The 25,811-nt window shown below is 26.1% G+C and carries 25 protein-coding genes; 10 read left to right on the top strand and 15 right to left on the bottom strand.

Going from position 1 to position 25,811, the window contains the following annotated elements:
• Positions 1 to 263: 263 nt before the first annotated feature.
• From ftsZ to B0174_RS10185, 8 genes are all read right to left on the bottom strand, one after another.
• Positions 264 to 1,403, bottom strand: a complete 1,140-nt coding sequence (gene ftsZ / locus B0174_RS10220; protein ID WP_108560391.1) for a cell division protein FtsZ — start codon at positions 1,401 to 1,403, stop codon at positions 264 to 266.
• Positions 1,403 to 2,785, bottom strand: a complete 1,383-nt coding sequence (gene ftsA / locus B0174_RS10215) for a cell division protein FtsA (RefSeq protein ID WP_108560388.1) — start codon at positions 2,783 to 2,785, stop codon at positions 1,403 to 1,405. Before ftsA ends, ftsZ begins: the two co-directional genes overlap by 1 nt.
• 3 nt (positions 2,786 to 2,788) lie before the next feature.
• Positions 2,789 to 4,252: a peptidylprolyl isomerase gene (locus B0174_RS10210; protein ID WP_108560385.1), complete on the bottom strand. Its 1,464-nt coding sequence runs from the start codon at positions 4,250 to 4,252 to the stop codon at positions 2,789 to 2,791.
• Between the two features lie 58 nt (positions 4,253 to 4,310).
• A complete protein-coding gene (locus B0174_RS10205) occupies positions 4,311 to 6,629 on the bottom strand; it encodes an AAA family ATPase (RefSeq protein WP_108560382.1) in 2,319 nt (772 codons plus the stop codon).
• Complete coding sequence (locus tag B0174_RS10200) at positions 6,629 to 6,994, bottom strand: hypothetical protein (protein WP_108560379.1); 366 nt, start codon at positions 6,992 to 6,994, stop codon at positions 6,629 to 6,631. Before B0174_RS10200 ends, B0174_RS10205 begins: the two co-directional genes overlap by 1 nt.
• Positions 6,991 to 7,341 (bottom strand): arsenate reductase (glutaredoxin), encoded by a 351-nt coding sequence (arsC, locus tag B0174_RS10195; protein WP_108560376.1) that lies wholly within the window; start codon positions 7,339 to 7,341, stop codon positions 6,991 to 6,993. Before arsC ends, B0174_RS10200 begins: the two co-directional genes overlap by 4 nt.
• Before the next feature lie 87 nt (positions 7,342 to 7,428).
• Entirely contained in the window at positions 7,429 to 9,081 is a 1,653-nt protein-coding gene (locus B0174_RS10190; protein ID WP_108560373.1) for a GMC family oxidoreductase, read from the bottom strand.
• Positions 9,078 to 9,572, bottom strand: coding sequence for a gluconate 2-dehydrogenase subunit 3 family protein (locus tag B0174_RS10185; protein ID WP_108560370.1), 495 nt, complete (start codon positions 9,570 to 9,572; stop codon positions 9,078 to 9,080). The genes B0174_RS10190 and B0174_RS10185 overlap by 4 nt, the downstream gene beginning before the upstream one ends.
• Before the next feature lie 42 nt (positions 9,573 to 9,614).
• On the opposite strand from B0174_RS10185, the gene fliK reads away from it, so the two are divergent.
• From fliK to B0174_RS12420, 9 genes are all read left to right on the top strand, one after another.
• Positions 9,615 to 11,267, top strand: a complete 1,653-nt coding sequence (gene fliK, locus B0174_RS10180; protein WP_205663523.1) for a flagellar hook-length control protein FliK — start codon at positions 9,615 to 9,617, stop codon at positions 11,265 to 11,267.
• 1 nt (position 11,268) lies between these two features.
• Positions 11,269 to 11,550, top strand: coding sequence for an EscU/YscU/HrcU family type III secretion system export apparatus switch protein (locus B0174_RS10175; protein ID WP_108560364.1), 282 nt, complete (start codon positions 11,269 to 11,271; stop codon positions 11,548 to 11,550).
• 73 nt (positions 11,551 to 11,623) lie between these two features.
• Entirely contained in the window at positions 11,624 to 12,064 is a 441-nt protein-coding gene (locus B0174_RS10170) for a hypothetical protein (RefSeq protein ID WP_108560361.1), read from the top strand.
• Positions 12,061 to 13,839 (top strand): penicillin-binding protein 2, encoded by a 1,779-nt coding sequence (gene mrdA / locus B0174_RS10165; protein ID WP_108560358.1) that lies wholly within the window; start codon positions 12,061 to 12,063, stop codon positions 13,837 to 13,839. Before B0174_RS10170 ends, mrdA begins: the two co-directional genes overlap by 4 nt.
• Positions 13,840 to 13,904: 65 nt before the next feature.
• Positions 13,905 to 14,633, top strand: a complete 729-nt coding sequence (fliP, locus tag B0174_RS10160) for a flagellar type III secretion system pore protein FliP (RefSeq protein ID WP_108560355.1) — start codon at positions 13,905 to 13,907, stop codon at positions 14,631 to 14,633.
• Between the two features lie 117 nt (positions 14,634 to 14,750).
• Entirely contained in the window at positions 14,751 to 16,100 is a 1,350-nt protein-coding gene (locus B0174_RS10155) for a TolC family protein (protein ID WP_108560352.1), read from the top strand.
• Entirely contained in the window at positions 16,100 to 16,864 is a 765-nt protein-coding gene (locus tag B0174_RS10150) for an efflux RND transporter periplasmic adaptor subunit (protein ID WP_108560349.1), read from the top strand. Before B0174_RS10155 ends, B0174_RS10150 begins: the two co-directional genes overlap by 1 nt.
• An 11-nt stretch (positions 16,865 to 16,875) precedes the next feature.
• Positions 16,876 to 18,423: an efflux RND transporter permease subunit gene (locus B0174_RS12425; RefSeq protein WP_108560346.1), complete on the top strand. Its 1,548-nt coding sequence runs from the start codon at positions 16,876 to 16,878 to the stop codon at positions 18,421 to 18,423.
• 8 nt (positions 18,424 to 18,431) lie between these two features.
• Entirely contained in the window at positions 18,432 to 20,084 is a 1,653-nt protein-coding gene (locus B0174_RS12420) for an efflux RND transporter permease subunit (RefSeq protein ID WP_108560343.1), read from the top strand.
• A 6-nt stretch (positions 20,085 to 20,090) separates the two neighbouring features.
• On the opposite strand, the gene B0174_RS10135 is transcribed toward B0174_RS12420, so the two are convergent.
• Together B0174_RS10135 and B0174_RS10130 are read right to left on the bottom strand one after the other, a co-directional pair.
• Positions 20,091 to 20,690, bottom strand: a complete 600-nt coding sequence (locus B0174_RS10135; protein ID WP_108560340.1) for a pyridoxamine 5'-phosphate oxidase family protein — start codon at positions 20,688 to 20,690, stop codon at positions 20,091 to 20,093.
• 10 nt (positions 20,691 to 20,700) lie between these two features.
• A complete protein-coding gene (locus B0174_RS10130; protein WP_108560338.1) occupies positions 20,701 to 21,066 on the bottom strand; it encodes an FMN-binding protein in 366 nt (121 codons plus the stop codon).
• Positions 21,067 to 21,159: 93 nt separating this feature from the next.
• Between B0174_RS10130 and pdxR the strand changes: the two genes are divergently transcribed.
• Complete coding sequence (gene pdxR / locus B0174_RS10125) at positions 21,160 to 22,533, top strand: MocR-like pyridoxine biosynthesis transcription factor PdxR (protein WP_108560335.1); 1,374 nt, start codon at positions 21,160 to 21,162, stop codon at positions 22,531 to 22,533.
• Here the strand turns inward: pdxR and B0174_RS10120 are convergent.
• The 5 genes from B0174_RS10120 to lptA form a co-directional block, all read right to left on the bottom strand.
• Complete coding sequence (locus tag B0174_RS10120) at positions 22,530 to 23,381, bottom strand: transglutaminase family protein (protein WP_108560332.1); 852 nt, start codon at positions 23,379 to 23,381, stop codon at positions 22,530 to 22,532. The genes pdxR and B0174_RS10120 overlap by 4 nt on opposite strands.
• A gap of 14 nt (positions 23,382 to 23,395) precedes the next feature.
• Positions 23,396 to 24,181 (bottom strand): transglutaminase-like domain-containing protein, encoded by a 786-nt coding sequence (locus B0174_RS10115; RefSeq protein WP_205663522.1) that lies wholly within the window; start codon positions 24,179 to 24,181, stop codon positions 23,396 to 23,398.
• A 74-nt stretch (positions 24,182 to 24,255) separates the two neighbouring features.
• Positions 24,256 to 24,717, bottom strand: coding sequence for an N-acetyltransferase (locus B0174_RS10110; protein ID WP_108560325.1), 462 nt, complete (start codon positions 24,715 to 24,717; stop codon positions 24,256 to 24,258).
• Positions 24,707 to 25,309, bottom strand: coding sequence for a ribosome biogenesis GTP-binding protein YihA/YsxC (yihA, locus tag B0174_RS10105; protein WP_108560322.1), 603 nt, complete (start codon positions 25,307 to 25,309; stop codon positions 24,707 to 24,709). Before yihA ends, B0174_RS10110 begins: the two co-directional genes overlap by 11 nt.
• Positions 25,306 to 25,800 carry a lipopolysaccharide transport periplasmic protein LptA gene (gene lptA / locus B0174_RS10100; protein WP_108560319.1) on the bottom strand — a complete coding sequence of 165 codons (495 nt, stop codon included), beginning with the start codon at positions 25,798 to 25,800 and terminating at the stop codon, positions 25,306 to 25,308. The genes yihA and lptA overlap by 4 nt, the downstream gene beginning before the upstream one ends.
• Between the last annotated feature and the right edge of the window lie 11 nt (positions 25,801 to 25,811).

Genomic DNA, 25,811 nt, shown 5'->3' with positions numbered 1-25,811 from the left:
AGTTTGTATAACTTCTTTGAGTATATTTTTAAACTCATTTGTTATCTCATCTAGAGAAGTTAATTCTCCAGATTTTAATTGTCTTATTAGCTCTTCGTGGTTTATTAAACTCATGTAAATCCTTTACAATTATTTACTTGATTATATATCAAATAAATCTATTTTTTTAGGTTTACACAGTTATTTTTACACTCTCATATATAAGAATATTTTAGGGCTTTAAATAAAAATTTAAAGCCCTATTCTGATTGTTAAAAGATTTTCTAGTTCAATTGATATTGAACAATATAATCTCTCATTAAAGGTGGTGTATCAAAATAATTTTCACTATCAGCTAAAATAGTATTATTTTGATTACTATTTTCTTCATTTCCTTCTGAAATTTCTTCCAGTTCATCATTTTTTGATTCAAATCCAGTTGCAACAATAGTGATTTTTACTTCATCTTTTTCTAAAGTACTATCAGATGTAGTTCCAAAGATAATCTCAGCATTAGAATCCATTCTATCATTAATAGTTCCCATTACATCATTAATTGCAAATAACGAAACTTGTGGATGAATATTAAAGTGAATCAAAATACCTTTTGCACCATTTAATGAAACTTTATCAAGTAATGGAGAATCAATAGCATCTTCTAAGGCTCTTTGTGCTGCATTTTCACCTTTTGCCCGACCAATTCCCATTAATGCCATACCTTTATGTTGCATAATTGTTTTAACATCTGCAAAGTCTGTATTAATATCTGAATTTCCTGGATTTAAAATAACTTCACTCATACCATTTACAGCTTGGTATAAAATATTGTCAATTATTTTAAATGCATCTTTCATACCAACATTTTCATCTATTATTTCTAATAATCTATCATTTGGAACGATGATAATTGAATCACTTACTTTTTTAAGTTCTTCAAGTCCAAGATTTGCTAATCCTGCTCTTTTTTTACCTTCCCAAGTAAATGGTTTTGTAACAACAGAAACTGTTAAAGCTCCTATTTCTTTTGCAGCTTTTGCTATTATTGCAGCGGCTCCCGTTCCAGTTCCACCACCCAAACCAGCAGCAATAAATATAATATCAGCACCTTTTAAAGTAGCTTTTATCTCTTCATAACTTTCAACCGCTGAATCTCGTCCAACTTCTGGTTTCATACCAGCACCTAAACCTTTTGTAAGTTTAAGTCCTAGTTGTATCTTTTTTGGAGCTTTTGAGATATGTAATACTTGTAAATCTGTATTAGCTGCAATTAAATCAATTTTATGAGAACCTTCATTTATCATGTGATTGATCATATTACAACCACCACCACCAACTCCAATAACAGCAATTTTTGCTACATTATCAGATAAAACTTTGCTTGGCATATCCACTTTTATATCGTCTACTCTAAATAAATTTTCCATTAAAACCACTCCGATACTTTATTCCAGAATTTTGACACACCTTTTTTCTTATCTCTTATTAGTGGTGTTAAAATTGTAGAGTTATCTTTTATTTGAACTTCTTCTTTTCTATTTTGCATAACTTGTTTTTCAGAAGTATTTTCAACAACTGAAATTTTTGGTTCCATTATTCTATCTTTCTTTAATGGTTTAACAAGTTTTTTACTTGAATCTAATTGATAACTTTTATTTGCACCCAAAGAGTAAAATAATAATCCAACTATTGTAGCCATATTAGCTTCATCAAAACTCATAAAACCATTTTTAATATTCTTTGGATTAGAAACACTAATTGGAATACCTTCATAAATTTTTTCAGCAAGTTTTTTAATACCATCAAGATAACTCATTCCACCTGTAATTACAATACCTGAACCTGTATTATCTAAATGACCACTTTTTTTAAGTTTATTTTTTACTAAACCTAAAACTTCTTCAACTCTTGCATGAATTATAGTTTGGATATAATCAAGAGCAACTTCTGAAATACTTTCCTCATCACCAATTCTAGGAATTTTAACTTTTGTAACACCTAATTCATTGTTTGGAGAGTAATTTCTTAAAAGTGAACCATATTCTAGTTTTATTTTTTCAGCAGCAGTTGGAGGAGTGTGTAGCATTACAGATAAATCATTTGTTATATGATTAGAACCCACAGGAATAAAACCATTAAAAATAATAGAATTTCCTTTAAAATACACAAACTCCGTAGTTGTTGAACCTAAATTTATAACAACTGCACCAAATTTCTTTTGTTGATCATCTAATACAGCTAAAGCAGATGCATAAGAATCTAAAACAAATTTAACAACTTCTATTCCTGATGTTTTAAGAGCTGATTTTATATTTGTTAAAGCTGTTCTTTTTGCAGTTACTATATAAACAGAAACTTCAAGTCTTGAACCATTCATATTTAAAGGATTATCAACTTCAACTGAATCATCAACTTTAAAAAATATTGGCACGACATGTACAACTTCATATTCTGGAACAATAGTCGCATTATATAAAGCCATTTGCATAACTTGATTTATTTCTGTTTCTGTAATAAGTCCATTTGGAACATTTACAGAACCTGAACTTCTAATGCTTTTAGAATAACTTCCAGAAATAGATACAACAGTTGTATCTATAAGCTCTGTTGTTGTTCTTTTTGCCACTGAAACTGCATCTTTTATAGCTTTTGATGCCTCTTCGATATTTATTATAAGTCCCTTATTAATACCACTACTTCTTTGAATACCTGTACCTAAAATATTTATATTATTTTCTAAATCATGTTTTGCAATAACTGCCGTAATGTTAGATGAACCAATATCAATTGCTAAAAAAGTATTATTCAATTATTACTCCTTTTCTTTAATTAAAGATTTTATTTCAAAACTATTTTCTAATTTTTTCATTAAATTTGTCATTAACTCTTCCTCTTGAAGTTGAACTAAAGTTCCTTTTACCAATTCATCTTTCGTTTTATTATAATCACTAAATTTTGAATCTTTTATTCTAAATAATACAACTTTATCTTCTAATTTAACTATTCCTTCTTTTGAAGTTGCTGCAAATAACTCATTTAAAAATTTACCAGCTTCTTTTTGTTCTAAACCTACAATTTTATTTGCTGATTCTCTTGTAACATTTGAAATATCAACACCTTTAAAATCTTTTAGTTGTGAAGTTGCAAGTTCATTAAGTTTTTTACTTTTCATAACTTTTTCATAATCTTTTGTAACCAAAGAAGATGCAAGTTCAAAACTTAAAGCTTGTGATATATTCTTTTTATTTAGTTTTACAATAAAATATTTATCTTTTTCAAAGAATGGTTTTACAATTTCACCCTCTTTTGATTCTAATATTTTTGTATTATTTTCTTCTATGAAAGGTAATGTTGATTCAGTGTAAGTAACTTTATTTTCAAACTTATCTTCATCTTTTTTAATTTTTAAATATATTTTTAAAGCTTCTGTTTTAGTGAATTTCTCATCTAAATCTTTTACTATTTGACTTTTTGCTTCATCAATAGATTTAATTTTTCCATCTTCATGTTTATAATCAATTTTAAATTTTTCATAATGGGCTTTAATATCTTCATCAGTTGAATTTGCTGTTAATAAAGGAATTTCTTTTACTTCTAAATCATAAGAAACTTCTGACATATAAGTATTTTTATTCTCTTCCCAATATTTTTTTAATTCATCTTCTTTAATATCAACTTTAACATCATTCGAACTTAAGATTTTAATTGAGATATCATCTTCAATAAAAAGTAATTTACTTAAGTTTTCGATTTCTACACCACTTGGATTTAAATCAAAAAACATTTGAACTTTTTGTAATAATAAGTTTCTTTTTAAAGACTCTTCAAAATTCTTTGGAGTCATTCTATTTTGAGCTAAAATTTTTACATAAGTTTCTTTATCAAATTTTCCATCTTTTAAGAAAGCATTATATTTTACTAACTCTTTTGCGATATCTTCATTTGTAATATCAAGTCCTAAAGAATCAGCGTATGATAAAATTAGGTTTTTTTGTAAAACTTGTCTGTAAGCAACATCTTTTAATTTTAATTGTTCAGCTAATTCTTTACTAAACATAGCACCAAACATTTTAGAATATTGTTCATAAAGATTCGAATACTCTAGGTTGTATTCTTCAACTGATACTTCTCTATCGCCTACTACTGCTACAACTCCACCTTGTTTTCCATATTCATAAGAACCCCAACCAACAAAGCCAGCGCCGACAAATGCAATCGTACTAATCCAAATAGTAATCACTAGCCATCTTTTATGTCTTTGCATCCATGTTATCATAAAATATTATCCTCTTAAAAATTTTCTATATAATACAAAAGAGTTGCTTTTATGTTCGTTAAACTATGATTATTTCTCTATCTTGAACTATTTTTTTACTAAGTAAATCATTTATTACAGATTCTCGAATTGTTATTTCTAGCTTTTTACAAGCACTTTTAAAAGCTTCTTCCTCTCCAACAATAAAACACATACTTTTTGCTCTTGTAATTGCTGTGTATAAAAGTTTGGTATTGTGCATAATATAATGTGAAAAACTCATAGGAATTAAGGCATTTTCATACTCCATTCCTTGGGTTTTATGAATAGTTAAACAATATGCTAAACTAAGTAATGTATACACATTTTCAAAGTCATAAAATACAACCATATCATCATTTGGATATAAAACTATACATTTTTCTTCTTCAAAATCAAGTTTTATAATAAGTCCTAATTGGCCATTATAAACTCTTCTTTCAAGAAAATCTGATGAGCCACTTTTGTACATACTCATAGTTTGAGCTTTCATATTTTCATTTTTAATATGAATTACTTTATCAGTTAATTTGTATTCATAAACTTTTGAAACAAAAGCTTTTCCTTTTGAATGATTAAAAAGTTTTTGTAATTGAATATTTAGGTTATCAACTCCTAAAATTCCAGCTTTCATAGGCGTAATCACTTGAAAAAGTGTTAAAGCTTTTGAAATCTTTTTTTTCTTTATAAAATCATAATATTGTTCTATATAACCTGCTGAAATGTTTAAAATATTATTCAGAATATACTCAGAATTTTCACCTCTTAAATCAGCAAAATCATTTGAAGAAACAGAGTTTTTTTGTGAATAATAGTTTGAAATAGAAACATCAACAAATTTGAAATCTTCATATTCTTCTTTGTAAGCTGGAACTTCGCCTTTTCTAATATCATTTGCAATTACTGCAATTGCTTGATTTTCATTTTGTCTATAAATTTTTGTAAGTTTACAAATTGGTGCAAGTTCATATTTTATAGCATCTGCAAGTACATTTCCAGCTCCAATAGCTGGTAATTGCCCATCATCTCCCACAATTATAAAAATAGTATCATCATCTATTTTTGAAACTATTTGATTAAAAGTAACAGAGTTTACCATTGAAGCTTCATCTAAAAGAATGGCTTTATAGGGGAAAAAATCTTTTTCTTTATGTTTCATAAGAAGTGATTGAATTGTTGAAGAGTTATAACCTGTTGTATCTGAAATTCTCTGTGAAGCAATTCCACTTAAAGCAATTGTCATAATATCATCATAAGACATTGTCTCCTCAAGAAGCTCCAAAATTGCCCTACTTGAAGTAGATTTTCCTGTTCCTGCATAACCTATTAAAAATAGAGTTTTATCTCCATTATTTATAAGTTCAACCGCTTTTTTTTGCTCAATACTTAATTCAAAACCTAAAGTTTCTTGTTTTTTTATCAAATATTCATCAAAAGAAGCAATAATCTTTCGGTTTTTTTCATTTTTTCTTCTTGTGAAAAACTCCAAAATTCTTTTTTCTGCATAATAAAGCATTGACAAAGCATATCTATTTTCACTTGTTACAAAAATATCTTCATCAACCAACATTTTAGAAATTGCTGATTCATATAAAATCTCTTCATTAAAAAATCTTAAACTATCATCTAAAAGTTTATATAAATGAAACTTTTCTATGGAAGAATTTCCATTATTATCGCAATATTCTCTTAATGTATAATTTAAACAAGCCATAATTCTAAACTCTGATTTTGGGTCAATTCCTAAAGACTTAGCTATTTCGTCGGCTCTTTTAAAACCAATTCCTTTTATATTTATTAAAATATATGGATTCTCTTTGATTTTTTCTATTAGATTCTCAACTTCACCTAAACTTGAATATATTTTTGTAATAAGATTTGAAGTAACACCAAATTTTGCCAAAAAAGAACCGAGTTCTCTTAAGTGCTGAAATTTTTGCCAAGAACTTACAATCATTTGAAGTTTTTTCTCTTTTATTCCTTTAAAATCCAATAACTCTTGTGGTCGATTGTTTAATATTTCAATTAACTCTAGTTCATCATATTTTTCTAATAATTCATGGGCAAATTTTTTACCAACACCTTTTACTATTTTTGTAAGAAAAAAGAATATTTCTGCTTCTTTTAGCTGCAAAGTATCAAATTCAAATTGAACACCATATTTTTTATGGGTTATCCAATTTCCTTTTAAAATTACTTCTTCTCCAACTATTTTTTCAATATCTGTATCAAAGTATGCGCCACAAATTTTTTGGTTGTTTTCTAAAACTGCAATTATGTATTTAGTTTCTTCATTTTTGTATAAAACTTTTTTTATAACTCCTGATAATTTGAAACTTTTATACTCTTCTTGACTCATTAATATCCATCATTGAATTTTTCATTTTTGTGTTTATCTTTTTTATAATTACTACTATTTTTTTCTTTTTGAATAAGGTTTGCTTCTTTTAAAAGATTTGCTCGTTCTTCTTCAAAAGATTTAGAATGTTCTTGTAAATAGAACATTGTTTTATTTATAAAAACTTTTAAACTCTCGTAATAATCTGAATATAATTCAATTTCTTTAGTTTTTATCATCTCTTCATAATTTTTTTTAGTTCTTTGTTTGAATAAATCTTTATCAAAATTATCAAGTTTTAATAAAGATATTGTTCTTGTAAAGAATTTTTCTAAAACTCTTATGTATCTGATTCGAAGCTGTTTTTCATTTAATTCAAAAATCATTTAAGTAATTCTTCAAGATTTTCAATAGGTCTTGCAATCACAGCAATATCGCCTTTTATAATAATTGGACGCTCGATTAAAATTGGATTTTCTACCATAATCTCTATTAATTTATCTTCATCATTTATTTGTTCTAAATTTAACTCTTTATATATTTCTTCACCTGTTCTTAAAATCTCTGATGCTTTCATATTTAGTTTTTTCAAAACATCTTTTATTTGCTCTTTGGTAGGAGTATTTTCCAGATATTTAACTACATTTGCATTTATACCTTTTGCATCTAGTAATTCCATAGCATTTCTTGATTTTGAACATTGTGGGTTGTGCCAAATTTCTATATTTTGCATAAATAAACCTTGTGTAATGTATTGTTAATTTATTATATCTAAAACTTTTTTATAGAAAATAAAATATTACAAAATGTAATATTTTATTTATACTATTAAATCTTCCCAATTATTTTTAATATAATCAGCCACTCTAAAAGAATTTGCATAAATTGTCCAAGTATATGGAACACTTCCACCTGTTGGCATAAAACTGCCATCTGTTACAAAAAGATTTGAAACTTCGTGGGCTTGACAATACTTATTTAAAACTGATGTTTTAGGATCATTCCCAAATCTGCAACCACCTGCTTGTAAATTTGATGATGGAAGTACTGAAATATCTGATATTATATTTTTTCCACCCATTTTTTCAAATAATTTTATAGCTTTTTCTTCCAAAAATATTGAAGCTTTTTTATCTTGTTCATGGCTACCAATTCTAATATTTGCAACTGGAATTCCATATTTATCTTTGTATTTTTCATCAACACTTATAAAAGAGTCATCATTTGGTGTCCAATCTACAAAAATCTCCATATTTAAAGTTCTAGTTTTTGTAAAAGTTTCAAAAATTTTATTTTGTAAATTTTCACCTATTAAAAGTTCATCTTCATTCCATCTCAAAATTGAAGCTCTTCTTATTGGATTTGCATGTTCAAAAAGAATATCAATAGTTCCTGTTTTAAACTCTTTTGTAAAATACCAATCCATTAAAGACCTATTTACAAAAAGTCCAGGTTCTTGTAAATCTTTTAAATTTATATTTGTTTCATCAAAAGTTGCACTTACGATTCCTCCACTACTTGAAAGGAAATTTTTCCCAACATTAAGACTATTATTTGCAACACCAAAAGGAAAATTTTCATCTTTTGAGTTTAATAAAAGCCTTGAAGTCTCAACAGCTTGAGCAGCAAGAATAAAAAGTTTTGCTTTTATTTCTTTTTTTACACCCTCTTTTGTCAAATAAGTGGCACTTTTTATTTTTTTATCTTTTGAAGTATTTAGTTTAACCACAAAGGCATTTGCAATTATTGTTACATTATTTGTAAGAATTGCATCTTTTATTAAACTAGCCCTTGAACTTCCTTTTGCTCCACTTGAACAAGCGTATGAACCACAATAATTTGAATAATAACAAGGATTTCTATGATCTTTTTGTTTTGAGATTATTGCCCTTGGTGTTTTTATGGATTTAAAACCTAATTCTTTACAAGATTTATCTATTAAATCCACTATTTTATTTTCTGCTAATGCAGAATATGGAAAATCTTTTGTACTTCGTGGCTCTAAAAATTCATATTCTTGAACTTCTCCTGAAACGCCTACAAGCTCTTCAACTTTTGTATAATACGGTTCTAGTTCTTCGTAACTTATAACCCAATCAACAATATTTGATTTTTTTGCAACTCCATAAATCGAAGCTAACTTAAAATCATTTGGTTTAAGTCTGTGAAAATATCCACTCATAAAGTTCGAAGAACCACCCAAAAGTGAACCATTCCAAAAGTTCCAGCCAGTTTCATAAGTGGGAAATTTTTGCCAAGAATTATCCATAAGCTCTTCAATCGTATGATATTCATCTTTTAAATTTGGAGTATAAATAGCTTTTCTTACCACTATTTCATCTTTTGAGAAATCTTTTTCATTATAAATATCGCCTTTTTCCAAAACACAAACTTTTAAGCCTTTTTTGCTTAATTCATAAATAATAGGACCAGCTCCAGCTCCACTTCCAATAACACAAACATCGTAAATCATATTTTTTGTCCATAAGTTTTTAAAGGTCTTGGAATTCCAATTGAATGATTAACACTTTTCCAAGCTATTTGATTGAAATTTCCACCATAAATTGGGTCACTAAACATTGCTTCAATTCCATAATATGTGAGTTTTGAAACCCAAGACTTTGCATAAGTGCTAGTTTTTATAATCTCAAAAATAAGTTCTTTTTTCTTATTTTGATTTAAAGTTAAAAATTCTGGAAAACTTTTATTAAAATCTTTTGTTCCATCAAGAATTAAGACTTTATCTTCATTTTCAAAGGTTTTGTGAGAAATATTTTTTATCAAATATTCTAAAGCTTTAAACTCTTTTGCATTTGGCATTGTGGAAGTTTTTGGAAATATAATATTTAAAATCTCATCCAAAATCAATAGAGTTTTTTGTGGAATTGTTCTAGCAATCGTGATATTTGTTGAAAACAAAATAACACCAATTGTTGTAAATTTTATAAAGTTTCTTCTTTTCATAAAAAAAGTATAACCAAAAAAGTGTGTAGAAAATATTTAGATATGTTATACTTTTGTATGTTAGTATCAAATAATCCACTATTAAATATACTTTTACCAAATGATAATAAGGTTTTAAAAGAAGTCTTAAAAGAGGCAGATTCAAAAACATTAGAACAATTAGTTAAAAATAATACAGGTTCTGTAAATGATGTTTTAAAAGAATTATTTGATGGTTTAAAAAATGGTACAAAATCAAATAATACAATAGAAAATATGCTCAAAAATTCAAGTATTTTTAAAGATTTAGGTTCTGTTTCAAACAATTTATCTTCGCTTCTTGAAAATATTTCAGAAGATGAAAGTTTGCAAAAATTCAAACCTTTAATTGAAAACTTTTTAAAAAACATAAAAGATATGGATGCAAATACACTAAAAGAACAAGTGAAAAACTCAGGTATTTTTTTGGAATCAAAATTAGCAACTCCAACAAATGCAAAATTAGAAAATGTGTTAACTCAAATACAAAATTTGGTAAAAGATATTAATACACCACAAGCAAAACAGGTGAATGAATTAGTTAATAAACTTCTACAAAGCCCACAAAATCAAACAACAAATGCAAATACAGAATTTACAAGTAATTTAAAATCATTAACAACAGCTTTACAAAATTTAAATTCTTCTTTGACTCCCACTCAAACACAAAATTTATCAAATCTTACAAATGAGTTAAAAACTATTGTAAATAATGGAACTTTAGTTGAATCAAAAATAGAAAATAGTCTTCCTTTGAATAAAAATATTCAAACTCCTGAACAAAATTTAAAAGAAAATTTAAATGTTCAAACAAAAGATTTATTAGTTCAAATAAGAAATGACATTTTACAAAATCCTACTTTGCAAAATAAAAATATTTTACCAATGATTGATAATCTTTTAAAAATGCCTGATTTGTTTTCAAAAGGTGAAAATTTACAAAATTTAATGTCAACAAATAATTTAAGTACTTTTTCAAATAATTTCACATCAAATTTAACTCCACTTTTAAATACATTAAAAGAAAATTTAGAAACATTAAATCCAACTAATACAAATCTTCAAAATCATTTAACAAAATTAGTAGATAAGGTTGAACATTTAATCCAAGATATGGTTGATAATCCAAAAGGTGAAACAAAAATTACAGAAGATGTAAAAACAGTTTTACTTAAAATGCAAGAAGAATTAAGCTCAAAAACCGACCCAAAATCACAAGAATTAGCAAAACAAGTTGATAAATTATTAACGCAAATTGATTATCAACAACTTCTGTCACTTAGTTCTAACTCAAATAATGTTTATCTTCCTTTTCTTTGGGATATGCTTGAAGATGGAAATATTTTCATGAAAAAAGCTGATGAAGATAAGTTTTATTGTCAAATTAATCTTACTTTAAAAGATTTTGGAAAAGTTGATTTAATGTTGGCTTTATATGATAAAAACAAACTTGATTTAACTGTTTATGCCCAAAGAGAGCATTTTAAAACAGCGTTAAGAGATAATATGCAACAACTAAAAATTGCTTTAAATAATGTACATTTAATTCCCGTAAATATAAAACTTTTAGATTTAAAAGATGAAAAAGAATCAAAAGATAAACCAGTTCAAACTTATATAAATAATGGTTACAATCAAAATTCAAATCTTAGTTCTGGTATTGATATAAGGGCATAAAATGCAAGAAAATATAAATAAAAATATTGTTCAAAAAGCTGTTGCATTAAAATATGATATAGATAAAGATAATGCTCCAAAAATAACAGCAAAAGGAAAAGGTGAAACTGCCTCAAATATTATTAAAATTGCAAAAGAAAATAATATTCCAATCAAAAAAGATGAAGATTTAATTGAGCTTTTGTCACAAATTGACATAGACAAAGAGATTCCAGATTCTATGTATAAAGCTGTTGCAGAAATATTTTCTTTTATTTATGATTTATCAAAGAAAAAACCTTAAATTGACTTTGATATTGCTATAAGATTTTTTATACTATAATCATAAATAATCAAAAGTAAAGCATCAAATTTATATGACAAAAAGCAATTTACATAATCCAATTTTCCTATTTATAGTACTAGCTCTAGCCGTTATGGTTAATACAATTTCTTCTATACATTTTTTATTAGTTATGTTTGCGGGTATTTTATTTACAATTTTTTATAGATGTCTTAAAGAAAGATATTTATATTCATTAGCTTTTGTTGTAATTGCATTTCTATTTATTGAAATAAATAGCGGTTTAAAGCCTTTTACTTTAAGTTTATTATCACTTTTTTTATATATATTTATTTTGCCAAAAGATGAAAATTATTCTTATGACAATTTATCTAGTAGTTATATCTATATAATAATTTTTTATATTGGTTTATTAATTATTTGGTCTGTAATTTTTGGACTAAATGAAACGATGATAATTACAATATTTGCAAATATACTTATTGATTTAATATTTTTTGGAGTATTTCTTTGAATATAAGACTAACACTTATTTTTTTAATAATATTAGGTATTTTTATAACTTTACTATCAAGAGTCTATTTTTTAACTATTAAATCAAATACTTATTATGAAGAGTTATCAAAAAATAATTACATAAAAAGAGTTGATAAAATACCAATTAGAGGAATGATTGAAGATAGAAATGGTGAAAAATTAGCAATTAACGAAATGGGATTTGCAGTTTTAGTAAAACCTCATTTAAGTTCTTATAAAAATAAAGAAAAATTAGAACAAATAATTGATTCAATAATAAAACATTTTCCCCAATATGAAAGAGATAAATTAATAAGAGAATATAAAAGAGCTGATTCTGCATATAATCATGAATTTATAAAAGTTATTGATTATATTTCTTATCAAGAATTTTTCCCAAAATATACAATTTTATCTTCTAAAGAAGATGTAAAAGTTGAATCAACTACAAAAAGAGCTTATCCTCAAAAAGAAATAGCTTCTCATATCATAGGTTATGTGGGAAAAGCTTCAAAACTTGATATTTTAAATAATGCATTATCTTCATACAATGGAATCATTGGGAAAAATGGTTTAGAAAAATTTTATAACACAAAACTTCAAGGAGAAATGGGTTATAAAGATGTAAAAGTAAATGCTTTAAATAAAGAAATAGAAGTTTTAAATGAAAAAGCGGCTTCAATAGACAATAATATTCAAATATCTTTAGATGTAAATTTACAAAGATATATTCAAGATATTTTTACAGGTAAAAGTGGAGCTGTTGTTGTTATGGATGTAAATAATGGAGAATTATTAGCATCTGCTTCATTTCCTGAATTTGATAATAATATTTTTGCAAGAGGTATTTCTGTAAAAGAATGGAATGAAATGAGAAATGATTTTAACCATCCATTTACAAATAAAATTATAAATGGTTTATATCCTCCTGGTTCTGTAATTAAAATGGGAGTTGCTTTATCATTTTTAGACAATGGAATAGGTGATAATTTTAGTGTTAATTGTTCTGGCTCTTTAACTATTGGAAATAGAAATTTTAGATGTTGGAAATCAACTGGTCATGGAAATGTAAATTTTAGAAGAGCAATTGCTGAAAGTTGTGACGACTTTTTTTATAAAGGAAGTTTAAAAATAGGAATAAATAAAATTTCTCACACTTTAGATAAATTAGGCTTTGGAGAACAAACAGGAATTGATCAAATTAACGAATTTTCAGGAGTAAATCCAAATAAAGAGTGGAAAGAAAAAAAATATAAAGAACCTTGGTATGTTGGAGAAACCGTAATTACTTCAATTGGACAAGGAAATATGTTAGTAACTCCGCTTCAAATTGCAAGATATACAAGTTATATAGCAACAGGAAAATTACCAAAACCACACTTTTATAAAGCAAATTATGAAGAACCAAAAGATATTGGAATTCCTACAAAATATTTGGATGTTATTAGAAAAGGAATGTATGATGTTTCTTATGCACAAAAAGGAACAGCAAGTAGACATATAAATTCTAAAATAACAATAGCATCAAAAACAGGAACTGCACAAGTTGTTTCTATTCCTCAATCTGAAAAAGTAAGAATGAAAGAGAGTGAACTACAATATTATGAAAGATCTCATGCTTGGATTACAACTTATGGCCCATTTGAAAACCCTCAATATGCAGTAACAGTAATTGAAGAACATGGTGGACACGGTGGAGAAGCAGCAGGAGATATTACTAGTAAAATCTATGATAAACTTCTAGAACTAGGTTATATCAAACAAAAAGAATAGATGATTTTGGATATATCGTTTTAATCATTTTTTAGATATTATATTTTATTTTAATAGGATTTTTTTTGAAATTTATACTTACTCTTTTACTATTTTCTATTTTTGCTTTTGCAGCAGATTCTGCTCCTATGATTAATCTTTCAGTTTCAGGAGTTACTGAACCTGCCCAATTTGTAAAAACAATTAATATAGCAATTATTTTAACTTTAATGGCTTTAGCGCCTACATTGTTATTAATGGTTACTTCTTTTACTAGAATTATTATTGTATTTTCTCTTTTAAAACAAGCAATGGGTTTACAACAAACTCCTCCAGCTCAAATTATAGTTTCATTATCACTTATTTTAACAATGTTTATTATGGAACCTTATGGTAAAAAATCATGGGAAGAAGGTATCAAACCTTATATGGATGAAAAAATTGGTTATGAAATTGCTATAGAAAAAGGATTAAAACCTTTTAAAGAGTTTATGATAAAAAATACCAGGGAATCTGATTTAGCTCTATTTTATAGAATAAAAAAAGAACCAAATCCTAAAAATATAGATGATGTTCCTTTGACACTTTTAATGCCATCATTTATTGTTAGTGAACTTAGAACTGCTTTTGAAATAGGGTTTCTAATATTTCTACCATTTTTAGTAATTGATATTATTGTAGCTTCTATTCTAATGAGTTTAGGAATGATGATGTTACCTCCTGTTATGATTTCCTTACCCATTAAGATTATCTTTTTTATTATAATTGACGGCTGGCAGTTAATTATTGGGAATCTTGCACAATCCTTCAAATAACTTAGAATTATAATTAAAATAAATGAAAGCTATATAACTTTTTTTTATAATTTTTTATCAAAAATACCCATTTTTTAGTGTATAATTAAAACTATTAAATAAAAATGGGATTTCTATATGCATAAGATTTATTTATCATTATTAGTAACTTCTTTAACTTTTGCTCAAAGTGTCAACTTTGAAGAGGTTCTAAGTTTAAGCCTACAAAATAATAAAGATTTACAACAACAAAAATTAAATATTCAATCATCAAACCTAGATATAAAAACTATTGATTCTATAAATTATGGAAAACTCTCAATCACTGAAGAGTTAAGTAGAACAAATCATTCTGGATATGTTTTTAATTCAAAATTATCTTCAAGAGAAGCTACTTTTCGAGATTTTGGTTTTGCACAGCAAAATGAGGGAATTGATGTTCAACCAACAGATTTGAATTACCCAGATGCTAGAAATAATTTTAATACAAAACTAATTTATGAAGTTCCTTTATTTACAGGATTTAAACTTTCAAATCAAAAAGATATTTTAAAACTCCAAGAAAAAGCCAATGAAATAAAATATAATCTTGATAAAAAAGAGTTGGGCTTTGAAGTTCTAAAAGCTTACAATAGTGCTGTTGTTGCAAAAGATTTTACACAAGCATTACAAAAAGCAAAAGTTGCAATAAATCAAATCTCTAAATCAGCAGATGCTTTTCATAAAGAAGGTTTAATTACAAAAATAGATGTTAATGAAGCTAAAGTTTATGAATTAAATATAAATTCTCAACTAATTGAAGCTTCTAATAATTTTGAATTAGCACTATCATATTTAAGATTTTTATCATCAAATGATTCAATTAATGATGTTCAGACTTTAGAAAATATAACTTTTGAAATACCAGAAGAGAATCTACTTTATAATCAAGCTTTAGAAAATAGAGATGAAGTAAAAATACAAAATATTCAAGTTAATGCCTCTAAAAAGAATATAGATATAGCAAACTCATCATATTATCCATCTATTTATTCCCATTTAGAATATGGTTTTAATGATGATAAATTAACTTTAGATGATGAAAAAGATTATTATATGGCACTTATTGGAATTAATCTTACTTTATTTGACAATACAAGAGATATTGAAAAACAAAAAAGTAAAATTGAATATGCAAAAGCTTCATTAAATAATGAAAAATTAAAAGATGCTATAAAACTTGAGCTTCAAAAAACTATTTTAAATCTACAAACAAAAGAAAAAATCTTAATTGAAAAAATAGAAGCTAAAAATCTAGCAGCTGATGTACTTGAACAATCAAAACTTTTATATCAAAATCACTTGATTTCAATGACGACCCTACTTCAACAAGAAGCAAATTTTAGAAAAAATGAAGCTTTACTTATTCAAGCTAGATATGAAAAATCTTTAGCTTTTGCAAAAATAAATCTTGCTTTAGGAAAAAATATAAAAGAGGAAAAAAACTAATGATAAAAATACTTTTAACAACTATAATTTTTTGTTTAAATTTACTTGCAAATCAAATAGAGCTATCAGGAACAGTAATTTCTGATAATGAAAAAATAATTACAAGTAGAAATATGGGTTATATAAAAGAAGTTTATGTAAGTGAAGGTTCTAGCGTAAAAAAAGGTGATATTTTATATGAAATTGACTCATCAAATATGGATTCAAATAAAAAAGAGATTCTTTTAAATCTTGAAATTTTACAAAATCAGACAAAAAATATAGAATTAAATTTAGGAAGATATAAAAGATTAGAAGCCCAAGATTTGGTTTCAAAATATGAAGTTGAACAACTAGAATTAAATTTATTAAATAGTAAAAATATGGTAAATATTGCAAATACTAAATTAAAAGAGATAAATTTACAATATGATTATTTAAAAATAAAAGCTCCAAATGATGGATTAATTATAAAAAAATCAATCAAAGTAGGAGAAATGGCAATGCCTAGCATTCCAGCTTTGATTTTGACCGATTTATCAACTCTATTAATCAAAACTGATATTTCAGAATCCAACATAAATGATATAAAAATTGGACAAAAAGTAAATATAGAAATATCTTCACAAAACTTCAAAACGCAGGGAAAAATAGAAGCAATAATTCCAAATACAAATGGTTTAACTCACTCATTTGTACTAAAAATCTCTTTTGATAAAAAAGATTTTAATATTTATCCAGGAATGTACTCAAAAGTTTTTCTTGATTTAGATATTAAAGATTAGGAATAAATAAAATGAATAAAGAGCTAAATATAGCAGGGAAACTATCACTATTATTTATAAATCATCCACTAACTTTTATCTTTGGTGTATTTATTTTAATTTTAGGATATATCTCACTTTTAATAATGCCAAGAGAAGAAAATCCACAAATAAAAGTAAGTGGAGGAGTTGTAATTGTAGCACTTCCAGGAGCACTCCCAAGTGAAATACAAAAAGTAATTATTGAACCTCTTGAAAAAAAAATTAAAGAGATAAAAGGTGTTGAGAATATTTATTCATTTGCAAAAGATTCAGTTGCTATTGTTCAAGTTCAATATTTTATAGGTGAAGATAAAGAAAAATCTAATCTAAAACTTTATGACCAAGTTATGAGAAATATGGATTTAATGCCTCAAGGAGCATTACAACCTATGATAAAAACTATGGATATTGATACAGATATTCCAATAGCTACAATTGCCTTTTATTCACAAAAAGAACAAAAAAAAGATTTAGTTTCGCAAAGCCAACTTTTTAATGAAGTAAGTAAAATCACAAAAGAAATTAATAAAATAGAAGATGTTGCTTTGGTTGATTTAAAAGGTGAGAAAAAAGAACAGTTCAATATCTTAGTTGATGCAAATAAACTTTCATCTTATAACTTATCTTTAGGACAAGTTATGAAACAAATCCAAGCTCTTTCATATAAAACTCCAAATATTACAACAAATACACAAAACTCTGAACTTGTTATTTTTGGAATAAAAGAAGCAATACAAAATGAAAAAGATTTAGAAAATCTTATAATTTCTTATAATTTTCAAACTCCAATTTATTTAAAAGATATTGCATTTGTTGAAAAATCTTATGATATTCAAAATAAAAAAGAAGCTTTTATTTATTTAAGAGATGAGATAGATGATTTTGAAGAATTTAATCAAATAACTCTTAGTGCATCAAAACTAAAAGGTGCAAATTCTGTAACAATTAACGAAGAAATTTTTGCATACATGGACTCTATAAAAGAAGAATTATTAGCAAAAAACATAAAATATACTATTACAAGAGATGATGGTTATATGGCAAATAATGCTGTAAATAAATTGGTTTTAGACCTTTTAATATCTATTGTAATTATTGCTATTTTACTTATTTTTACTTTAGGATTAAAAGAAGCAATGATTGTATCTTTAATGGTTCCTATGATTTTATCTCTTACTTTGTTTATAGGACTGATTTTGGGAGAAACAATCAATAGAATAACTTTATTTGCTCTTATTGTTTCTCTAGGAATGCTAGTTGATGCTGCAATTATCGTAATTGAAAATATTCATAGACATAAACAAGAATCTCCCCATATGGATATAGTTCCATTGGCAATAAATGCAACAAATGAAATAGGAAATGCTACAAATATTGCAACAATTGCAATTATCATGACATTTATCCCTATGTTTTTTGTTGGAGGAATGATGGGACAATTTATGCACCCTCTTCCTGTTTTTGTGCCTATTTCTTTGGCAATGTCATTATTTGTGGCATACGCGTTTACTCCGTATTTAGTTAAAAAAATTTTATAGGATTTTGGATGAAATTAGAAAAATTTATATTTGATATTTTAGAAAGTCGAAAAAAATCTTTTTTGGTTTATTTTATTGCTTTTATTCTATTTGTTTTAAGTATTATGACCTTTCCAACACAAATTATAAAAGCAAAAATGCTTCCAAGTAAAAACTCTGATACTTTTTCTATTTATGTTGATTTAAAGGATGGTTCAAGTACTTTTCAAACAAAAGAAGTAACCCAATGTATAGTAAAAACTCTTCAAAAAGAAGAAAATATTATTAATATTTCTACTTTTATAAAAGAAGGTCAACCTCTTGATTTTGCTGCATTGGTAAAACAAAGTGCTTTAAAAGACAAAGAATCTCAAGCAGAAATTATAGTAAATATTAAAAAACAAAAAGAAAGAACAATTACAAGTTACAATTTAGTTAGTCAATTAAGAACTAAAGTACAAACAAACTGCTCTTTATATGAAGCAAATATCAAGTTTATTGAACTTCCAGCTGGTCCTCCAGTTCTTGCTTCCATTGTTGCTGAAATTTATGGTGGGAATAGTTTTGAAAGTAGAAAAAACTTTGCACAAGAAATTGCAAAAATACTAAAAAATCAAACAACATTAGTAGACATTGATATTTTAGCAGATAAAGATTTTATTATGTACGAGTTAGAACTTGATAATAGTAAAGCAATTATTAGTTTAGTTGATTTAGAACAATTAAAAAATACTCTATTTTTAGCCTTTGAGGGTATGAATATTGCTGTTGTAAATGATAAAAATGCCCAAAGTCAAATACCAATATTTTTAAGACTAAATGATTCAAGAATTCTTAAAAATTCTTCAAAAGAAGAGTTGAAAATAAAACTTCAGAATTTAAAAATAGTAAATAATCAAGGAACTATGATAAATATTTCTGAATTTGTAAAAATAAAAGAGATAATAAAAGAACCAACAATTACTTCAAAAAATTTAAATTTATTAATAAATGTAATAGCAGAAACTTCTAAAGATAGTCAAATTTATCCTCTTTTAAATGCAAGAAAAGAGATGTTAAATACATTAAATAACTTTGAAATAACAAAAACAAATATGCTAAATCTATCTTTTATAGATAAAAAAACAAAAGAAAAATTTGATTTAGTATTTGATGGAGAATTAAAAGTAACTATTGATACATTCATAGATTTAGGTGGCGCTTTTATTATCGCACTTGTTTTAATTTTTTTCTTAATGGTTATCTATTATAAAAATTTTGCAATATCAGGAGGAATAGTTCTTTCGAGTTTTATATCAATTATTGGAGTTGTATTTGCCCATGTAATCATGGATTTATTTACAACTGATACTTTTTATTTAACAGCAACTTCACTTATAGGATTTATTGGACTTATTGGAATAAACTCTAGAAATTCAACTTTAATTATAGATTTTTCAAAACAACTTGTACTTGAAAAAAATCTTAGTATTAATGAAGCTATCGCAAAAGCAACTGCAACGCGTTCTAAGCCTATAATCCTTACAGTTCTCACAATGGTATTCGCAAGTGCTTTAATAGCAAATGATGCAGTATTTGGAGGTCTAGGAGTAGCACTTATTGGTGGGACTTTAATCTCTTATGTAGTTTCTATGTTTTTTGTGCCAGTTATTATCAAAAACCAGTTAAAAAAGATTTTATAATCTTTTTTAACTATGTAGTTTTATCTGTTTTATAGTCTCTTCATCTATTTTTGAATCTCTAGATTTTAATTTTCCTATCAATTTATTTTTTTTCTCTTCATCTAAATTTTGCCCTACTTTTATTTTACAACTAATATTTTGAGGTTTTAGCTCTAAAATAGCTGTTTTATCTAGCATCTTTTTGTACATTGCCTTTTCATAGGCAATTTCTTCAAAACTATCTTCACTTTGAAATTTTTTCATCAAAACATTCAAAACTTTTGCTTTAATATTTCCATCTTCAATAAAATTAATAGTTCCCTCAAATAACACAGAAGCAAAAAATTGAGTTGCAGGACATGCAGCCATAGTATCACTAAAAAAAGATGGAATAAAAGAATAAGGTTTTACCACTAAAAAAGAAGCATTTGGATTTGATTTTATAGCCTCAATTTTTCTTCCTTCTTTTGCACCATGAAAAAAGATTGAGCCATCAAAAAATACAAAATTTAAGGCAACGACATATGGTTTTTCTTCGCTTATTAAACTTAAACTTCCATATTCACAGACTTTTAATATTTCATTTATACTATTTTCATCTTTAATATCAAATTCAGCTCTTCTCATTTTATTTTCCTTATGTAGTTTGATATGATTCTAAAATCTCTATTTTCATAACAGCTCTTGCCCATTCAAACTTAGCTTTTAAATCTTCATACTCTTTTATATCATTTAAAATTGAAGCATTACCTATTATTTTAACTCCCATTCCCATTCCATAAAGTCCCATAAGTTCTTTTGTTCCAATAACAACAATAACTTTATTTTCTTTTTTAAGAAACTCTTCCATTTTATTCATTCCCGCAACAGGAATAAAAAATTCATCATTTTTAAAAATTACATAAGAATTCCAAGTATTTACAATATGAGGAAAATCATCACCTTTTGCCACAATACTAAAAATACCTTCATACTTTAATATATTTTCTATTTTTTCATTCATTCTTTTTCCTTATATTAAGTTTTTCACTCGTATAATATCAGAAATCTGTACTTAATAAAAGATACATTTTTTATTTTTCTAACAAGGACACTTTTGTATAAATTTGAACAAAATTCAATACCACTTTATATTCAGTTATATGAACAAATAAAAGATGAAATAAAAACAAAACTAAAAGCTGGAACAAAACTTTCTTCAATTAGAAAATTATCAAATGAGTATAATCTTAGTAAAACAACCGTACAAACAGCATATAATCAACTATGTACAGAGGGTTATATCCAAAGTAAAAAAAATAGTGGATATTTTGTATGCGAAGATATTTTTCAAAATTTTAAAACAAATTTAGATACTCAAATAGAAGATAAAAAACAAGAAGTTGATTATAAAATAGATTTTTTTCCTGCACATTTAGCAAAAAGTTCTTTTCCAAAACAAACTTGGTTAAAGCTTTATAACAAAGTTGTAAAAAATGATATTAATTATGGTGTTTATTACGATAAACAAGGTGAATTAGAGTTAAGAGAAGAAATTTCAAAATATCTTTTATCATCAAGAGCTGTAAAATGTAATAGTGATCAAATTATTATCACAAGTGGATTTAGTGATAGTTTATTTTTGGTATCAAGTATCTTAAAAGAAATTTCAAATAAAATGGCTATTGAATCTCCTTGTTATAATACTGCAAAAAAAGTTTTTGAAATATCTTCTTTTGAAATAGAAAATATTCCTATAAATTCTGATGGATTAAACTTAACTTTATTGGAAGAAACAAATTGTAAAGCTTTGTATGTAACGCCATCTCATCAGTTTCCAACAGGTGTTACAATGCCAATTTCAAATAGATTAAAACTTATAAATTGGGCAAAAAATAATAACGCTTTTATAATTGAAGATGATTACGATAGTGAATTAAGTTACTATAATCGACCTATTCCATCTATGCAAGGCTTAGAAAGCAATAATCAAAGGATTATCTATCTGGGAACTTTGTCTAAAGCTTTATCTCCTGCTTTGCGAATTTCTTATATTGTTTTACCAGCTTCTTTACTAAATATTTACCATCAAACTTTTGATTTTAGATTTTCAGGTATTTCAATAGATACTCAAAAAACATTAACTCTATTTTTAAAAGAGGGATATTTTGAAAAACACTTAAGAAAAATAAGAAATATAAATAAAAAAAAACATGATTTAATGAAAGAAGCTTTAAAAGAGTTTTTAAAAGATGAAATAAAAATTTTAAGAGAAGGAAGTGGATTAAATCTTTTGATAAAACCTTTTATAAATATAGATTTAGACAAACTTGATGAATTATGTAAACAAAATAAAATAAAGATTTATTTCAAAGAGTTTTTTGATTTAGAAAAAGTTATTGCTTTAGGATTTGGTGGATTTGAAGAATTTGAGATAAAAAATGCTATAAAAAATTTTAGTGAAGTGTGGTTTAAAACTAAATCTTTTTAAATCTTTGTAACCCAAACTCCAACACTTAGTGTTGAATCTGCAATTCCTGAAAATGAACCTGCAATTGGTGGAACATTATCAGGTAATCTTGACACAGCAACTGAAATATGATCTTTCCCTACAATATTTCCTGTCGTTGGATCAAAACCTTTCCATCCACCACCTGGAAGATAAACTTCAGCCCAAGCATGAGTTGAACCAACTTGCTCAGACATCAAAGGTGCATATAAGTAACCACTTACGAATCGTGTTGCCAAACCTAAACATTTAACTGCTTCCATAAACAAAAAAGCAAAATCTCTACATGAACCTGAACAATAAGCTAAAGTCTGTTTTGCCGTTTGAACTCCCTCTTCTTCTCTTACTTTATATGTAAAATTCTTAAAGATATAAGTTGTTAGTTTTTGCAAAAGTGTATAAGTTTGAATTTTTTCACTATATTTATAAACATTATATATCCAATTATTTAAAAGTATTCTACTTTCTTCATTTGGTAAAACCATGTAAGATGAAAGAATGAAATTATCATTTGTAAGGTATTTAAAGGGATAATTTATAGCATAATCAGCCACAATAAAATCAAGTGGTGACTCATTATATTGTTGAATTATTACTTCACTTTCAATAAAAAGTTGTTGAGTTGCAGTATTAAAAGTAGCAATTGCCACTGAATTATCCTCAACATCCAAATGCCATAAGATTTTGGCTTTTGGAGTAATATTTAATGTAAATGATTCTATTCTAAGCTCGTGATTTTCCCTTGGTCGTAAAAGTAAATTATGAGTTCCTAAATCTACATTATTGGAATAATTATAATAAGTTCGATGAATTATTTTAAAGCGTTCCATAATAAATCCTTGATTTATATTTCATTTATTTTTTTAACTTTTACTTTTTGTGATTTAGGAAATAAAGTTAAACCAAATTGATTATAAACAGCAACATCAGCAGCATCTCTACCATATGCCACAACAATATAACCCTCTTTATTTGGCTCTTGTGTTGCATCGAATCTATACCAATCATCACCTATATAAACTTCAAACCACGCGTGTAAATCCATAGGTTCTAATTTATATAAATATCCTACAACAATACGAGATGGAATACTAATACTTCTGCATAAAGCAATTGCCAAATGGGCGAAATCTCGACATACTCCATATTTTCTATTATTTATTTCAATAGCTGTTACTTGCGTATCACTGCTATTATTTTCAAAACTAATATTATTTCGTATCCAATTTGTAATTGCAAATACCTGTTCATATCCCAAAGAAAAACCTTGAGTAATTTGTATAGCCATTTGATTAAAACAATCAGATTCACAATAACGACTTGGAAGTAAATACAAAAGAACTTCATTGGGTAAATTATCTATTTCAACAAATCCTTTACCAATAGCATTATTAGAATTATTTTTAATTTTAACTTTTGTTTCACATTTAATTTTAAATTTTCCAGGAGGAGCTATTAATCTTTGATAGAAATTACCATAAATATCTTGAAATTGATTAACTTCAAGATTTGGTTTTATTTGTAATTTTTCTAATGATATAAATTGACTTGAGTTATTTTGAGGTCTTAACATAAATAAAAATGGAGTAAATTCAGAAATATCAAATTTGAAAGTGCAACTTGTGTACAACCACATGAATTAATCCTTTGAGATAATATTCATACATTGTACACTAAATAACTACAATAGTAAAAAGTAATTAGTTATAAATCATACACCATTGCTATTTCATCACAAATAGGAAAATGTTTACATCTAATACAATCAGCCCAGATTTTATGTTCTGGTATCTCTTCTTTTGAGATTACTCTAAATCCACAACTTTCAAAAAATCCTTGTTCATAAGTTAAAGATAAAAGCTGTTGTATTCCATACTCTTTTGCTTCTTTTATACAGGCATCAACTAGTTTCTTTCCTAATTTTAAACCTCTGAACTCTTTTGCTATTACTAAACTTCGCACTTCTGCAAGTCTTGGAGAATGAATATGAGTTGCAGTAAATCCAGCCATTTTTCCATTCACTTCTACAACAGTATAAGAACGGATTGTTGTTGCCATTTCATCTTCTGTTCTTAAAAGAATTTTTCCACTTTGCACTTCTTCTTTAACAATATCTTGCATTTTTGTAATATCAGCCACGGTTGGCTTATAAAATCTAATGTCCAAATAAGTATCCTGTAATTTTATTTTGTAAATCAATCATACCTTTTTTTTTCAAGTTTGATATAAAAATTCCATCTGGATATTCTCTTTTTAATTTAGCTAAATCATTCATTTTTAGTTTATCTATTTTTGTAAAAGCTTGAATAATAATTTGATCGCCTCTTTTTATAGTTCTCAAAAACTCATCCACATTTTTATCAATATCAAGCAAAGGATGTCTTGAATCAATTAAATGTACAAATATTTGCAAACATTGTCTTTGTTCCAAATAAGCTGTTAGATTTCTATTCCATTCAGCTTTAATACTTTTTGCAACTTTTGCATAACCAAATCCAGGTAAATCTACAAATCTTGCATATAAATATGGTAACTCTTCATTATCAGTTTTAAAGTTAATCTCAAAATAGTTTATAAGCTGTGTTTTACCAGGCGTTGATGAAGATTTTGCTAAACCTTTTCTATTTGTTAATGTATTTAGTAATGATGATTTTCCAACATTTGATCTTCCTAGAAATGCTACTTCAGCTCTATTGGGACTTGGAGAATCTGCAATTCCTTGTGCAGATTGTAAAAATTTTGCTTCAGTTATTCTCATTGATTTTTTCCTTTATCTTCACCACGCTCAACATTTATAATAAATCGAACAGGTTTTTGTTCGCTTCCTTTTACTCTTGCTTCTCCTGTTAATTGATTAACAAAAATAGTATCTCCATAGACTTTTCTATCATCATTCTTTTCTTGTAAGTAACCATTACCCAAAATAGTATATTCTTCTTTTTGTGGCGAATAAATTACTTTATCTCCATTCCCAATATAATGTTTTTCTTTTGTAATAATTTCAAAATCAGCTTTTCCAGTAGCTTCATATTTTAAAGGAACTTTAGCATTATTTTTATCTGTTGTAAAATAAACTTCTACTCTTTGTGCATTTAATTTATCTTCACCCATTTTCATTTTTACATTTCCAGTAAAAATAGAAACTCCTTTTTTATCATCTGCTTCAAAATTTTGTGCATCTATGGTTAAAGTTTCGCTTTGAGCAAATAAATATATAGAACAAAGTATTGAACCTATTAAATATCTCATTTTTTTCCTTT

It is taken from the genome of Arcobacter caeni (genome assembly GCF_003063245.1).
Taxonomy (GTDB): Bacteria; Campylobacterota; Campylobacteria; order Campylobacterales; family Arcobacteraceae; genus Aliarcobacter; species Aliarcobacter caeni.
The sequence above is the reverse complement of the archived record's forward strand: the minus strand, read 5'-3'. Positions and strand labels throughout refer to the sequence as shown.